The 12,835-nt window shown below is 62.3% G+C and carries 15 protein-coding genes; 8 read left to right on the top strand and 7 right to left on the bottom strand.

Going from position 1 to position 12,835, the window contains the following annotated elements; all coding sequences use genetic code 11:
* The first annotated feature begins 68 nt into the window (after positions 1 to 68).
* On the top strand, positions 69 to 1,241 hold the full coding sequence (locus E4662_RS20600) for a cytochrome P450 (protein WP_136443526.1): 1,173 nt from the start codon (positions 69 to 71) through the stop codon (positions 1,239 to 1,241).
* A gap of 24 nt (positions 1,242 to 1,265) precedes the next feature.
* On the opposite strand, the gene E4662_RS20595 is transcribed toward E4662_RS20600, so the two are convergent.
* On the bottom strand, positions 1,266 to 1,721 hold the full coding sequence (locus E4662_RS20595) for an Lrp/AsnC family transcriptional regulator (RefSeq protein ID WP_136443525.1): 456 nt from the start codon (positions 1,719 to 1,721) through the stop codon (positions 1,266 to 1,268).
* A gap of 149 nt (positions 1,722 to 1,870) precedes the next feature.
* Here E4662_RS20595 and cobA point away from each other — a divergent pair, with 149 nt between their 5' ends.
* From cobA to E4662_RS20565, 6 genes are all read left to right on the top strand, one after another.
* Positions 1,871 to 2,674 (top strand): uroporphyrinogen-III C-methyltransferase, encoded by an 804-nt coding sequence (gene cobA, locus E4662_RS20590; RefSeq protein WP_136443524.1) that lies wholly within the window; start codon positions 1,871 to 1,873, stop codon positions 2,672 to 2,674.
* Entirely contained in the window at positions 2,674 to 2,973 is a 300-nt protein-coding gene (locus E4662_RS20585) for a DUF2849 domain-containing protein (protein WP_136443523.1), read from the top strand. The genes cobA and E4662_RS20585 overlap by 1 nt, the downstream gene beginning before the upstream one ends.
* A gap of 77 nt (positions 2,974 to 3,050) precedes the next feature.
* A complete protein-coding gene (locus E4662_RS20580) occupies positions 3,051 to 4,721 on the top strand; it encodes a nitrite/sulfite reductase (RefSeq protein ID WP_136443522.1) in 1,671 nt (556 codons plus the stop codon).
* 5 nt (positions 4,722 to 4,726) lie between these two features.
* Positions 4,727 to 5,503 (top strand): phosphoadenylyl-sulfate reductase, encoded by a 777-nt coding sequence (locus E4662_RS20575; protein ID WP_136443521.1) that lies wholly within the window; start codon positions 4,727 to 4,729, stop codon positions 5,501 to 5,503.
* A gap of 44 nt (positions 5,504 to 5,547) precedes the next feature.
* On the top strand, positions 5,548 to 5,910 hold the full coding sequence (locus E4662_RS20570; RefSeq protein ID WP_136443520.1) for a DUF934 domain-containing protein: 363 nt from the start codon (positions 5,548 to 5,550) through the stop codon (positions 5,908 to 5,910).
* Between the two features lie 89 nt (positions 5,911 to 5,999).
* A complete protein-coding gene (locus E4662_RS20565) occupies positions 6,000 to 6,863 on the top strand; it encodes a ferredoxin--NADP reductase (RefSeq protein ID WP_136443519.1) in 864 nt (287 codons plus the stop codon).
* Between the two features lie 59 nt (positions 6,864 to 6,922).
* Here the strand turns inward: E4662_RS20565 and E4662_RS20560 are convergent, their stop codons facing one another.
* Together E4662_RS20560 and infC are read right to left on the bottom strand one after the other, a co-directional pair.
* The gene (locus E4662_RS20560; RefSeq protein ID WP_136443518.1) at positions 6,923 to 7,522 is read right to left on the bottom strand and encodes a class I SAM-dependent methyltransferase; all 600 of its coding nucleotides are present in this window, start codon (positions 7,520 to 7,522) and stop codon (positions 6,923 to 6,925) included.
* Between the two features lie 79 nt (positions 7,523 to 7,601).
* Positions 7,602 to 8,147: a translation initiation factor IF-3 gene (infC, locus tag E4662_RS20555; protein ID WP_136443517.1), complete on the bottom strand. Its 546-nt coding sequence runs from the start codon at positions 8,145 to 8,147 to the stop codon at positions 7,602 to 7,604.
* Positions 8,148 to 8,349: 202 nt separating this feature from the next.
* On the opposite strand from infC, the gene E4662_RS20550 reads away from it, so the two are divergent.
* Positions 8,350 to 9,282, top strand: a complete 933-nt coding sequence (locus E4662_RS20550) for a translation initiation factor 3 (RefSeq protein ID WP_136443516.1) — start codon at positions 8,350 to 8,352, stop codon at positions 9,280 to 9,282.
* Positions 9,283 to 9,339: 57 nt separating this feature from the next.
* Here the strand turns inward: E4662_RS20550 and E4662_RS20545 are convergent, their stop codons facing one another.
* From E4662_RS20545 to phoU, 4 genes are all read right to left on the bottom strand, one after another.
* On the bottom strand, positions 9,340 to 10,332 hold the full coding sequence (locus tag E4662_RS20545; protein WP_136443515.1) for a molybdopterin-binding protein: 993 nt from the start codon (positions 10,330 to 10,332) through the stop codon (positions 9,340 to 9,342).
* On the bottom strand, positions 10,329 to 11,297 hold the full coding sequence (locus tag E4662_RS20540) for an XdhC family protein (protein ID WP_136443514.1): 969 nt from the start codon (positions 11,295 to 11,297) through the stop codon (positions 10,329 to 10,331). The genes E4662_RS20545 and E4662_RS20540 overlap by 4 nt, the downstream gene beginning before the upstream one ends.
* 96 nt (positions 11,298 to 11,393) lie before the next feature.
* Positions 11,394 to 12,083 carry a phosphate regulon transcriptional regulator PhoB gene (phoB, locus tag E4662_RS20535; RefSeq protein WP_136443513.1) on the bottom strand — a complete coding sequence of 230 codons (690 nt, stop codon included), beginning with the start codon at positions 12,081 to 12,083 and terminating at the stop codon, positions 11,394 to 11,396.
* Positions 12,084 to 12,101: 18 nt separating this feature from the next.
* Positions 12,102 to 12,833 (bottom strand): phosphate signaling complex protein PhoU, encoded by a 732-nt coding sequence (gene phoU / locus E4662_RS20530; RefSeq protein WP_136443512.1) that lies wholly within the window; start codon positions 12,831 to 12,833, stop codon positions 12,102 to 12,104.
* Positions 12,834 to 12,835: the final 2 nt, after the last annotated feature.

Here is a 12,835-nt window from a genome sequence, read left to right as displayed (position 1 = left end):
TACGGCGATTTCTGCGTCGATGCGATACCCCACTTGCATTGGCGCCTGCTGCCTTTCACTCTGTCGCCATGCAGCGTTTTTCCCAATCCCCCACCGATCCCGGCTTTGTTCAGAATCCCTATCCGTTTTATGACCGGATGCGGGGCGCTGGCGATCTGGCCTATTGGGAGGACTACGCCATGCCCTGCGCGGTCAGCCATCGGGCGGTCAACACGCTGCTGAAGGATCGCCGCTTTGGCCGGGAGGTCCCGCCGGAACAGGCACCCGAGGTCCCGGAACACCTCGCGCCGTTCTACGCTGTCGAGGCCCATTCCATGCTGGAGCTGGAGCCGCCCCGGCACACGCGGCTGCGCGGCCTTGTCTTGCGGGCCTTCACCTCCCGCCGGATCAAGGCGCTTGGGCCGGAGATTGCCGCGCTGAGCCATCACCTGATCGATGCCATCCCGGAAGGACCGGTCGATCTGCTCCCCGCATTTTGTCAGCCGCTGCCGGTGATCATCATCTGCCGCCTGCTTGGCGTGCCCGAGGACATGGCGCCGCAACTACTGCGCTGGTCCAATGACATGGTCGCGCTCTACCAGGCCCGCCGGGACCGCGAGATCGAAACCCGCGCTGCCCGTGCCGCACAGGACTTCGCGGATTTCATGCGCGGCTATGTTGAGGAGCGCCGCAAGCGCCCTGCCGATGACCTGATTACTCACCTGATTGCCGCCGAAGAGGACGGCGAAAAGCTCTCAACCGATGAGCTGATCACCACCTGCATCCTGCTGCTGAACGCCGGGCATGAAGCCACGGTGCACACCATGGGCAACGGTATCAAAACCCTGCTGGAAACCGGCACCCGGATCACCGAGGAAACCGCCGCAGCGGTGAGCGAAGAGATCATGCGCTTTGATCCGCCTTTGCACATGTTCACCCGCTATGCCTATGAAGAGACGACGGTTTTCGGCCATACGTTTCGGCGCGGCGATCAGGTTGCGTTGCTGTTGGGCGCGGCCAACCGCGATCCCGAGGTCTGGGCGAATCCGGGCCGTTTTGACCCGAAGAGGCCTCTGACGACCCACACCGCTTTCGGCGGCGGTTTGCATTTCTGTGTCGGGGCGCCGCTCGCCCGGCTGGAGCTGCAAATCGCCCTGCCAATCCTCTTCGCGCGTCTGTCCGGCCTCCACCTGATCGAGACCCCGGAATACGCAAACCTTTACCATTTTCACGGATTGAAGCGGGTGATGGTCTCGCGGTGATCCCGGCCGGTTCGGCACGCGGCGTCAGATCGGCAGTTCGGTTGTGGCCTTGATCTCTTCCATCGACAGCAGCGCCGTGACGTTGTGCACCTTCACCTCGGAAATCAGCGCCTGGTAGAACACATCATAAGCCCGCGCGTTGCGCACGCGGACCTTGAGGATGTAGTCGATGTCCCCGGCAAGCCGGTGCGCCTCCTGCACTTCCGGCCGCTCGCGCAGCGCCTTGAGAAAGGCTTGCTGCCAGTCTGCATCATGCTCGGACGTCCGGATCAGGACAAAGAAAGTGGCATCAAATCCAAGCGCTTCGGCGTCGAGCAGAACGGTCTGCTGACCGATCACCCCCGCTTCGCGCATTTTGCGTATGCGATTCCACACCGGGGTCTTTGAAGAGCCGACGGTTTTGGCAATTTCGTCCAGCGATTGGCTGGCATCCTGCTGCAGCGCGCGAAGGATTTTCCGGTCGGTTTCGTCAATCTTCATCTTTGTTCCAACATGGCCGAGGTTTCGGGACAACCCTTTCGGATTTGGCACGACATAGAACATACGTCCTTATATTCGCAACCCCATAGCCAATTTGTGGGACAATTTCCTATATAGTGATCCAGAACACGCCACGGAAAGGATGACCCATGTCCCAGCACAGCACCACCGCACCGGCCAAGACCGAAAGCCTGATCCAATGCGGCATGGTTTGCTTTGTCGGGTCCGGCCCGGGCGATGCAGAGCTTCTGACCGTGAAGGCCGTGCGCGCCCTGGAGGCGGCGGACGTCATCTTGCACGATGCGCTTGTGACCGATGAGATCCTTGCGCTGGCGAACCCCGAGGCCACGCTTGTTGCGGTTGGCAAGACCGGCTTTGGCCCGTCCACGCCGCAGGACGAGATCAATCGTCTGATCGTTCTTTACGCCTATGCAGGCCTGCGGGTTGTGCGCCTCAAGGGCGGCGATCCGGCGATCTTTGCCCGGCTGGACGAGGAAATCGCGGCGCTGGAGCTTGAGGATATTGGCTGGACCATCGTGCCCGGCGTCACCGCCGCCTCTGCTGCGGTTGCCGCCATTGGCCAATCGCTGACCACACGGGGCCGCAACGCGAGCCTGCGCATACTGACCGGTCATGTGCTTGAAGGCTTTGCCGAGCAGGACTGGCGCAGCCTGTCCCGCCCCGGCGAAGTCGCGGCGATCTACATGGGCAAGCGCGCAGCACGGTTCATTCAGGGACGGCTTATGATGCACGGCGCCGATCCGACCACGCCGGTGACATTGGTTTCCAACGCCTCCCGCCCGGACCAGCACGTTCTGGCCTCCAGCCTTGGCACGCTGTCGCAGGATCTCGCAGAGGCCGAGCTGCACGGCCCTGCCCTGACCCTTTATGGCATTGCTCCGCGCGCCGCGGCCTCTGCCCTGACTGAAATTCGCAAACAGGAGGTTTCCTGATGTCTCGCGCCTTTACCCCCAAAGTCATCACCGCCAACGCCCTGATCGAAGGCGACGTGATCTATCTCGATGCCCGCGACAACTGGACACGCGAGCTGTCCCGGGCCGAGCTGCTCACGGATGAAGCTCATGCGCAGCTGCGTCTCGTCGAGGCAAGCCAGCGCCATGCTGAGGCGGTGGGTGTCTACCTCGCCGATGTGAAGGCCGGGGACACCGGCCCCGAGCCCACGCACTTCCGCGAGGATTTCCGCCGGACCGGCCCCTCCAACTATTTCCACGGCAAACAGGCTGAGCGCTGATCAAAATCCTTCCAAGGATTTTGCAAAACCCGTCCACGGGTTTTACCGCACCAGGCCCCACCCGAGAGAACACAGCCATGTACAGCTACTCCGACTTCGACGCCGACTTCGTCGCCAACCGCAACCGCCAGTTCCGCGCCCAGGTCGCGCGCCGCATCGACGGCTCGCTGACCGAGGACGAGTTCAAGCCCTTGCGCCTGATGAACGGCCTTTATCTGCAGCTGCACGCCTACATGCTGCGTGTTGCCATCCCCTATGGCACGCTGAACAGCGCCCAGATGCGCCAGCTGGCCTATATCGCCGAGCGTTGGGACAAGGGCTACGGCCACTTCACCACGCGCCAGAACATCCAGTACAACTGGCCGCTGCTCTCGGATGTGCCGGACATGCTCGACGCGCTGGCCGAGGTGGAGATGCACGCGATCCAGACCTCCGGCAACACCATCCGCAACGTGACTGCCGACCATTTCGCCGGTGCCGCCGCCGATGAGATCGCCGACCCGCGTCCGGTGGCCGAACTGCTGCGCCAGTGGTCCACGGATCACCCGGAGTTCCAGTTCCTGCCGCGCAAGTTCAAGATCGCCGTCACCGGCAGCCCGAACGACCGCGCCGTGACCGCCGCCCATGACCTCGCCCTGCGCATCGTCGAACGCGATGGCGAGATCGGCTATGCGGTGCTGATCGGCGGCGGGCTTGGCCGCACGCCGATGATCGGCAAGATCGTCAATGACTTCGTGTCGCAGGAGGACCTGCTGCCGTATGTCGAGGCCGTGGTATCGGTCTGGAACCTGCTTGGCCGCCGCGACAACAAGTACAAGGCCCGCATCAAGATCACCGTGCATGAGCACGGCCTTGAGGAGATCCGCGCGCTTGTTGATCAGCGTTTCGAGGAGACCAAGGCCGCCTTCAACGGCGCAGATCTTGCCCTGTTCGAGACCATCAAACCGCAGTTCGCCGCGCCGGACTTCGCCAAACGCACGGTTTCCGACTTCGAGCGGGCGTATGATGCCGATCCGGTTTTCCGCTCCTGGGCCGATACCAACCTCGCCGAGCACCGCGCCGAGGGCTATGCCATCGCGCAGATCTCGATCAAGGCGCATGGCCAGACGCCGGGCGATGCGACGGCCGAGCAAATGCGCGTGATGGCCGACATCGCCGCCGAGTTCGGTCATGACGAACTGCGCATCAGCCATGAGCAGAACGTGATCCTGCCGCATGTGCACAAGTCCGACCTGCCGGAAATTCATGCCCGTCTGAAAGCGCATGGCCTGGCCACCGCGAACATCGGCATGATCTCCGACATCATCGCCTGCCCCGGCATGGACTACTGCGCGCTGGCCACGGCGCGGTCCATCCCGGTTGCCGAGAAGATCGCCACGCGGTTTGACGAGCTCAAGATCGAGAAGGACATCGGCGATCTGAAGATCAAGATCTCCGGCTGCATCAACGCCTGCGGGCACCACCACGTTGGCAACATCGGCATTCTTGGTCTCGACCGCGCAGGTGTGGAAACCTACCAGATCACGCTGGGCGGCGATCACACGGAAAACGCGGCCTTGGGTCAGCGCACCGGGCCGGGCTTTGGTTATGACGAGATCGTTCCGGCCGTGGAACGGCTGGTCGAGGCCTATCTGGAAGAGCGCGAGGATGCCTCCGAGACCTTCCTCGAGACCTACCGCCGGGTTGGCATGCCGCCGTTCAAGGCCGCGCTTTACGAGCGCGACCCCGCCCGCGTGGCCGCCGAGTAAAGCCCATGTCGGTTCTTCTTGGCGAAGAGACCCAAGGCGCGGAACAGCCGTCACCGGATCTGGACGCGCTGCGGGAGCGGGTTGATGCGCTCAACGCGCGCTACCGGCACCACGGGGCAACCGCGGTCCTCGAAGGCGCTTTGCGCGATCCGGAAGCGGGCAAGATCGCCATGGTCTCGTCCTTCGGGGCGGAATCCGTGGCGCTCTTGCACCTTGTGGCCATGGTAAATCGCAAGACGCCGGTGCTGTTCATCGACACGCGGCTGCTGTTTGCCGAAACGCTTGCCTATCAGCAGGAGATCGCGGAGCGGCTGCATCTGGAAAATGTGCGCATCATTCAGACCAGCGCCAGGACTCTGGAAAGCCGGGATCCCTATGGCGCGTTGCGGTTTTCCGATACGGATGCCTGCTGTGCCCTGCGCAAGACGGAGCCTTTGCAACAGGCTCTCGAAGGCTTCGACGGCTGGATCACCGGACGCAAACGCTATCAGGCGAAAACCCGCGCCGAGATGGAGTTTTTCGAGCTGGAAGACGCCACGGGCCGGATCAAGGTCAACCCGCTGGCCCATTGGGGGCCGGAGGACACCCGCGCCTATATGGAGGAAAACCGTCTGCCCAAGCACCCGCTGGTGGCACAGGGTTACCCCTCGATTGGTTGCGCGCCCTGCACCAGCAAGGTCAAGCCGGGCGAAGACCCGCGCGCCGGGCGCTGGCGCGACCAGGACAAGACAGAATGCGGCATTCACATCGAAGGTGGTGTGATCTCGCGCAACACAAAGTAGGCCGGGGCTTTGCCCCGGACCCCGACAAGACATAGGAGCATGACATGCCCATCGTGACCGACAGCGGCTTTGCCGCAGACACATACACCGGCGAGATCACCGATCTGGCGTCCGACACCGATCCCGCAACCCTGACCGCCTCCAACGTCGAGATGATCCGCATCGACTTCCCGAGCTTTGCCGATGGACGGGGCTTCACCCTCGCGCGGCTTCTGCGGCTGCGCGGCTACAAGGGCCGCCTGCGCGCCAAAGGCCACGTGATTGCGGATCAATACGCCATGGCCCGCCGCGCGGGGTTTGATGAGGTGGAAATCGACGACTCCCTCGCCAAACGCCAGCCGGAAGATCAGTGGATTTTCCGCGCGGACTGGCAGCAGAACGATTATCAGGCCCGCATGCGCGGCTGATTGACAGCCGTGGCCCGATGCCGCCTTTCATCTGACCTAAATCAAAGCTAAATCCAAGGTGTCGGTTTAGACCACCGGCAAATGACATCATGACAGAGTTGACGCCCGTGACCGAATCCACCGCCCTCAAGGCCGACGCGCCGAAGAAAATGGCCATGCCGGATGCCCAGACCGTAACCGAGGTCCAGCATTACACCGACCGGCTGTTTTCCTTCCGCTGCACCCGCCCCGCCACCATGCGTTTTCGCTCCGGCGAATTTGTGATGATCGGTCTGATGGGCGATCCGGATCCCAAGACAGGCCGTCAAAAGCCGCTGCTGCGCGCCTATTCCATTGCGTCGCCGTCCTGGGACGAAGAACTGGAGTTCTACTCGATCAAGGTGCAGGACGGTCCGCTGACCTCGAAACTTCAGCACATCCAGCCCGGCGATGAGATCATCCTGCGCCCCAAGCCTGTTGGCACGCTGGTGCATGACGCATTGCTGCCCGGCAAGCGCATCTGGTTCTTCGCCACCGGCACCGGTTTTGCCCCTTTTGCCTCGCTCCTGCGCGAGCCGCAGACCTATGAGGATTACGATGAGATCGTGATCACCCACACCTGCCGCGAAGTGGGCGAGCTGACCTATGGCCGCGATCTGATCGAGAGCCTGAAAGAAGATGAGCTTCTCAATGAAGTCATCGGTGAGGGCTTCTGGAAGAAGATCAAGTATTACCCGACCACAACGCGCGAAGAGAGCCCGAAGATGGGCCGCATCACCGATCTGATGCGCTCGGGCGAGGCTTTTGCCGATCTTGGAGTCGCGCCGCTGAACCCCGAGCACGACCGTGCCATGATCTGCGGCAACCTCGCGTTCAACCTCGAACTCAAGGATATGCTTGAGGAGTACGGTCTCGTGGAGGGCGCGAACTCTGATCCCAAGCATTACGTCGTGGAAAAGGCCTTCCTCGACTAACTTTGCGAAAACACATGTCCGAGCAGCTCAAAACCGGTTCCCGCTTTTGAGCGAAATGCTCAAACGTTATCAGCAATCAGATCGATCAATGCGGAGCGGCCCTTGTGGCCGCTTCCTTCGTTCAGATGGGCCTCATAGGTCGCAAGGCGCAGGATATTCATGTCGCCAAAGTGCTGCCGCAGCAGCGCTTCGGTGTACATATTCTCTTCGCGCCCCGGACCGCCCGTGCCAAGCGCGACCTGCTCCGGCGTGTAGCCGTGCAGCATGAGCCGCCCGCCCGGAGCGACCGCGCGTTTGAGATTGTTCAGAAGCGTTGCCTGCTCCGGCGGGCCGACAAACTGGATGAAGCAGCCCAGGACCAGATCGTACTGCCTGTTCCAATCCCAGTCCTCGATGCCGTTTTGGTGAAAATCGACCGAGACTTCGCGCGTCTCAGCCAGGCTCGCCGCTTTCGCAAGTGCATTTTCGGAAACGTCAAAGGCCGTGACCGCGCAGCCCTGCTCTGCCAGCCAGACCGCATTGCGCCCTTCGCCATCCGCCACACAAAGCGCCGAAGCGCCAAAGGGAATCAGTCCGGCATGGGCCGGCAGAAAGGCGGCCGGGGCCGTGCCAAAGACATAGCCTTCCGTCGCATAGCGATCATTCCAGAACGTGCTCATCCCTGCCCCATCCGAGTTGCGCCAGCCCAACAAAAAACCCGCCGGGCTGCGGCGGGTTCCTGTTCTTGGCGTCAGTCGCTTACTTGGCGTTTGGCCCGATCATCATGACCATCTGACGGCCTTCCATCTTCGGCATGTTCTCGACCTTGCCGAGTTCCTTGACGTCTTCGGCCACCCGTTCAAGCAGCTCGCGGCCCAGGTTCTGGTGCGCCATTTCGCGGCCACGGAACCGCAAGGTGACTTTCACCTTGTCGCCGTTTTCAAGGAATTTGAAGACGTTACGCATCTTCACATCATAGTCATGGGTGTCCGTGTTGGGACGGAACTTTACCTCTTTGACCTCGATGATCTTCTGTTTCTTGCGGGCCTCGGACTCGCGCTTTTGCTGTTCGTATTTGAACTTGCCGAAGTCCATGATCTTGCACACCGGCGGGTTCGCATTGGGCGAGATTTCAACAAGGTCCAACCCGGCTTGTTCAGCCAGATCCATCGCGCGCGCCGGCGAGACAACTCCGATGTTTTCGCCTTCGGCACCAATAAGACGGATTTCAGGCGCCCGGATACGTCCGTTGACGCGGGGGCCTGTGTCGCGCTGTGGGGGCGCGTTGTGGGGTCTGCGGGCTATGGGATTGCTCCTGATAATTTCCAGTAGTGGTTAGGGGGGCAAAGTAAACTTGCCTCCGGCGCGATTCAAGCGGCATTTCGCCGGATATGCAGCAAGCGCTGACGCTTTCCCCTTGCAGTTGCAGAAAAATCCCGTTCATTGAAGGGGCATCTCTGCGCTGCGGCATCGTGCCGGGCGCAAACCCTGACAAGGAAGGTATGTCATGAAAAATATCATCGTAGCAGGCATTGCTGCCATCGTGGCCGTTGGAGGGTATTTCGTATACTCCAGCCAGACCGCGCAAGAGGCGACGAAAGATATGGCCGACACCGGTGCAGCGGCCGTCGAAACCGCGACCGAGACGGCCACGGACGCTGTGACCGAGACCGCCGAAGAGACCACTGAAGCGGCCGAAGAAGTTGTTGAAAGCGTCGAAGAAGCCGCTCAAGAAGTGGCCGACGAAGTCGAAGCCGCTGTCGAGGAAGCCAAGGAAGCCGCTGAAACGGCTGTCGAAGAGGTGACCGAGCAAGCCGAAGAAGCCGTGGAAGAAGCAGTTGAGGCTGCTGAAACCGCCGCAACAGAAGCTGTGGAAGCAGCCGAAGAAGCGGTGGACGAGGCTGTCGAGAACGCAGGCCAGATGCTGAACGACGCTCTGGGCACTGGCGACGAGGCGGCAGAAGCCGCAACCGAAGCCGCTGAAGAAGCCACCGGCGCCGCACAGCAAGCCGCGGAAGAAACCGCGGAAGCGGCTGAAGAAGCCGCTGAAGAGGCAGCTGAAGAAGCAACCGAGGCGGCTAACGAAGCGGCTGAAGAAGCAACCGAGGCAGCGACAGAGGCCGCTGAAGAGGCAACCGAAGCCGCTGAGGAAGCTGTAGAGGAAGCAACGGAAACCGCGACCGAAGCCGCAACAGAAGCAGCCGAAGAAGCCACCGAGGCTGCAACGGAAGCGGCTGCCGAGGCTGCGGAAGAGGTCTCGATCACGGATCTGCTGACCGTCGAAGGCTTTGATTTCGACAAGGTCGCCGAGTACATCGACGGCTCCGATCTGGGCCCCGTGGCCAAAACCGGCGCCACTGCTCTGCTGCAGCAGGCAAAGGACAACCCGGATGCGCTTGCCGGGGTTCTGGACCAGCTGAAAGGCGCGCTCGGGTTTTGATCACCCCGTGCCAAAACCTTGAAAGGGCCGCCGCAACGCGGCCCTTTTTCTTTGGCGTCACGCTTCGCGCAGTCGGCCCCTTTGCGGAATTTCCTTGAGCAAACCGCCCACGCCCATCCCGGCAATGTCGCGCGGGTGCAGCGGCACACCGCAGAGCAGCCGCTCCATCACCCAATCCGCGCCGTTGAGTGCAGGAGAGCGGGCGCAGCCCGGCAAACCGATGACAGGTTTGCCCTGCAACTCACCGAAAAACAGAAGATTTCCTGGATCAACGGGCATACCGAAATGGGTGACTGTGCCACCCGCACGCCGCAGCGCTTCGGGCGCCGTGTCATGGGTGTCGGAGGTCGCGGAGGCGGTCAGGATCAGGATGGCATCGGCACAGCTGGCGCGGATCGCTTCGGCCAGCGGTGCGGTCTCATGCGGGACAAGATGCTCCGGCGCGAGGCCCACACCAAGCCGTGCCAGGCGCTCTTCGGTCACTTTCTGCCCTTTTGCCCCGTCTGCGCCGGGTTCCAGCACGGTCTGGATCAACTCCGCCGTGGCGCAGGTGGCGCGGCGCAGGCGCAAGGCGGATTGTCCGGCCAGACAGGCTGCCTCCAGCGCCGCTTCGGGCACCGCGTAGGCGATAATCTTGACCGTCGCCACCATGCCCCGCGCGCCGATGCGCTGCCATTCGGGCACCGTGGCCACAGTGATCATCGGATGCAGCGCGTTCAGGGCGTGTATGCGGTCGGCAAGAACTTCAACGATTCCAGAATCTTCTGCGTGGATGTTCACACGGCCTGTTGCGGCCTTCCCAAGCCGCAGACCGGCGCGTTCGGGATCGGGCACAAGCGCCCGGGCAAGCCGCTCTGCCGCCGCGTCCTCTGGCACGTCTCCCGCCTCGTAAGTCGCTGCGGTCACCGTCTTGATGCCCGCAGCATCCAGTTGCGTAAGGTCTTGGGACGTCAACACACGCCCCTTCTTGAGCCGCCCGCCCGGTAAGGCAACCGAATGCGCCAGAACGCTGCCAGCGGCCTCGGAGACGGGCCGTTCCCCGAACTTCATGCGCCTTTCCTGAGCGTTCGGGTCATCTCTGCGATGACAGAGACAGCAATCTCGGACGGCCCTGCTGCGCCGATATCAAGCCCGATGGGTCCGTTGATGCGGGCGATCTCATCCGTGGAAAACCCTGCCTCTGTCAGGCGCTGCACGCGTTTGGCATGGGTGCGGGTCGAGCCAAGCGCACCGATATAGAAACACCGTGATTTCAAAGCCTTGTGTAAAGCCGGATCATCCAGTTTCGGATCATGAGTGAGCAGGACAAGCGCCGTGCGGCTGTCCAGCCCCAGCGCCTCCAGCGCATCATCGGGCCAGTCATGCACAAGGGTTTCGCCGGGGAAACGCTCCGGGCTGGCGAAGGCTTCGCGCGGATCAACCACCGTCGGATCATAGCCCGCGATTTTTGCCATGGGGATCAGCGCTTGCGCGATATGCACCGCCCCCACCACGATCAGGCGCAGAGGCGGGTTGTGAATGGCAACGAAGGTGCGGCTGTCCTCTTCGAAACCGGAGCGGTCCATGCGGAACCGGCTCTCAAAACCGTCCTTTGTCAAAGCCCGCTTTTGCCTATCAAGTTCAACCACATAGGCAATCGGCTCGCGCGTGGCGCGGGCGGCGCAGAGCGCCTCAAGCATGGCTTCGGGCAGGACGCTGCCGATGGGTTCCACCAGCACGCGGATGGTGCCGCCACAGGCCAGCCCGACGGCAAAAGCGTCGCCGTCAGAGACGCCGAATTCCAGCTCGCGCGCTTCGCCCGCTTCCAAAGCTTCGAGCGCTTCGACGATCACCGCCCCCTCGACACAGCCGCCCGAAACCGAGCCTTCGATCTGGGCATCGCCGCTGATCGCCAACTGGCTGCCGACGCGGCGCGGCGCGCTGCCCCATGTCTCGATCACCGTGGCCAGCACCGCGCCCCTGCCCGCCTTGTGCCAGGCCAGCGCGGTTTCGGGAATCGTATCGAACCGGTCCATGCATGCTCCTCCTGCCCCATCTTATGCGCAGACAATAGCCCGCGTCTGCACCTTCTAAAGTGCTAGACGGAAGTCGCATTCAATCCGTGACGCTCATCAACCCAAAGCATAGCCCGCGCCGCGCACCGTGCGCAGCGGGTCTTCGCCGCCGTGTTTGCATAGCGCTTTGCGAAGGCGGCCCACGTGGACGTCCACGGTGCGGGTGTCGACGTAGATATCCCGGCCCCAGACCCGATCCAGAAGCTGTTCACGGGTGAACACGCGGCCGGGCTTTTCCATGAAGGTCGAGAGCAGACGAAACTCTGTCGGCCCCAGTTTCAGCGCCTCTTCGCCGCGCGTGACGCGGTGGGTTTCGCTGTCGAGGCGAATGTCTTCGTATTCCAGAACCAGCCCCGCCGCCGCAGGCCGCGCCCGGCGCAGTTGCGCGCGCACGCGGGCCATGAGCTCGATCACCGAATAGGGTTTGACCACGTAGTCATCCGCCCCGGTTTCGAGACCGCGCACCCGGTCCACCTCTTCGGAGCGGGCGGACAGCATGATGATCGGCACCGCCCGCGTCTCGGGCCGGGTCTTGAGCTGGCGGCAGACCTCGATGCCGGAGACCTTCGGCAGCATCCAGTCAAGGACAACGACATCGGGGCTTTCCTCGTCCATCAGGACAAGCCCCTCCTCGCCGTTTTCCCCGGCCACAACGCGAAACCCTTCGGCTTCGAGATTGTAGCGCAGAACCTCGCGTTGCGCGGGCTCATCCTCGACCAGAAGAACGGTGGGTTGATCGGCGGCCATGGCTCAGGATCCCTTTTGTCAGTCCGCCAGAGGCGTGCTGAGTTCTGCGTCCGTGGAGGTATCGTCCTGCTTCTCGCGCGCCTCGTCCGGCTTCTTGCCGGAAGTGAGGAACACCACCTGCTCGGCAATCGAGGTCACATGATCGCCCATACGTTCGATGTTCTTGGCGATGAAATGCAGGTGCATACAGGCGGTGATGTTGCGCGGATCTTCGAGCATGAAGGTCAGGAACTCGCGGAACAGCGTGTTGTACATCTGGTCAATTTCGATGTCGCGTTCGATCACGTCGAGCGCCAGCGCCTCGTTGCGCTGGATATAGCTGTCGAGCGCATCCTTGAGCATAACCTCGACCTCGCGCGCCATACGGCGCAGGGATTGCGCGCCGCCGTCGATGTTGGGCATCTCGGCCAGCACGGAGGTCCGCTTGGCCATGTTCTTGGCCAGATCACCAATACGTTCGAGGTTTGCCGACATGCGCATGACCGACAGGATTACCCGCAGGTCAATCGCAGTGGGTGCGCGCAGGGCGATGACGCGGGCAGCCTCTTCGTTGAGCGCCTCTTCCATGGCGTCGATCACCTTGTCGCCCTTGCGGACCTTTTCGGCGAGATCCACATCACGGCTTTCCAGGCTGATCGAGCCTTCGCGAATGGCGACCTCGACAAGGCCACCCATCTTCAGGATGTTCGCCTGAATGCCCTCAAGATCGCGGTCGAAGGCCGATGAAATGTGCTGGGACTGTTCCTGCATGG

Source organism: Pacificoceanicola onchidii (assembly GCF_004804335.1).
In the GTDB taxonomy this organism is placed as follows: domain Bacteria; phylum Pseudomonadota; class Alphaproteobacteria; order Rhodobacterales; family Rhodobacteraceae; genus Pacificoceanicola; species Pacificoceanicola onchidii.
Note: the sequence above shows the minus strand (reverse complement) of the source record. Positions and strands in the feature narration are given on the sequence as shown.

Coding starts and splice junctions, on each gene's coding strand:
- phoB (WP_136443513.1), bottom strand. CDS start 12,083: ATGGCCGCCGATCAACCCACCGTTCTTCTGGTCGAGGATGAGCCCGCG.
- E4662_RS20580 (WP_136443522.1), top strand. CDS start 3,051: ATGTACAGCTACTCCGACTTCGACGCCGACTTCGTCGCCAACCGCAAC.
- E4662_RS20570 (WP_136443520.1), top strand. CDS start 5,548: ATGCCCATCGTGACCGACAGCGGCTTTGCCGCAGACACATACACCGGC.
- E4662_RS20595 (WP_136443525.1), bottom strand. CDS start 1,721: ATGAAGATTGACGAAACCGACCGGAAAATCCTTCGCGCGCTGCAGCAG.
- E4662_RS20560 (WP_136443518.1), bottom strand. CDS start 7,522: ATGAGCACGTTCTGGAATGATCGCTATGCGACGGAAGGCTATGTCTTT.
- E4662_RS20540 (WP_136443514.1), bottom strand. CDS start 11,297: ATGGACCGGTTCGATACGATTCCCGAAACCGCGCTGGCCTGGCACAAG.
- E4662_RS20585 (WP_136443523.1), top strand. CDS start 2,674: ATGTCTCGCGCCTTTACCCCCAAAGTCATCACCGCCAACGCCCTGATC.
- E4662_RS20600 (WP_136443526.1), top strand. CDS start 69: ATGCAGCGTTTTTCCCAATCCCCCACCGATCCCGGCTTTGTTCAGAAT.
- phoU (WP_136443512.1), bottom strand. CDS start 12,833: ATGCAGGAACAGTCCCAGCACATTTCATCGGCCTTCGACCGCGATCTT.
- E4662_RS20565 (WP_136443519.1), top strand. CDS start 6,000: ATGACAGAGTTGACGCCCGTGACCGAATCCACCGCCCTCAAGGCCGAC.
- cobA (WP_136443524.1), top strand. CDS start 1,871: ATGTCCCAGCACAGCACCACCGCACCGGCCAAGACCGAAAGCCTGATC.
- E4662_RS20545 (WP_136443515.1), bottom strand. CDS start 10,332: ATGAAGTTCGGGGAACGGCCCGTCTCCGAGGCCGCTGGCAGCGTTCTG.
- E4662_RS20575 (WP_136443521.1), top strand. CDS start 4,727: ATGTCGGTTCTTCTTGGCGAAGAGACCCAAGGCGCGGAACAGCCGTCA.
- E4662_RS20550 (WP_136443516.1), top strand. CDS start 8,350: ATGAAAAATATCATCGTAGCAGGCATTGCTGCCATCGTGGCCGTTGGA.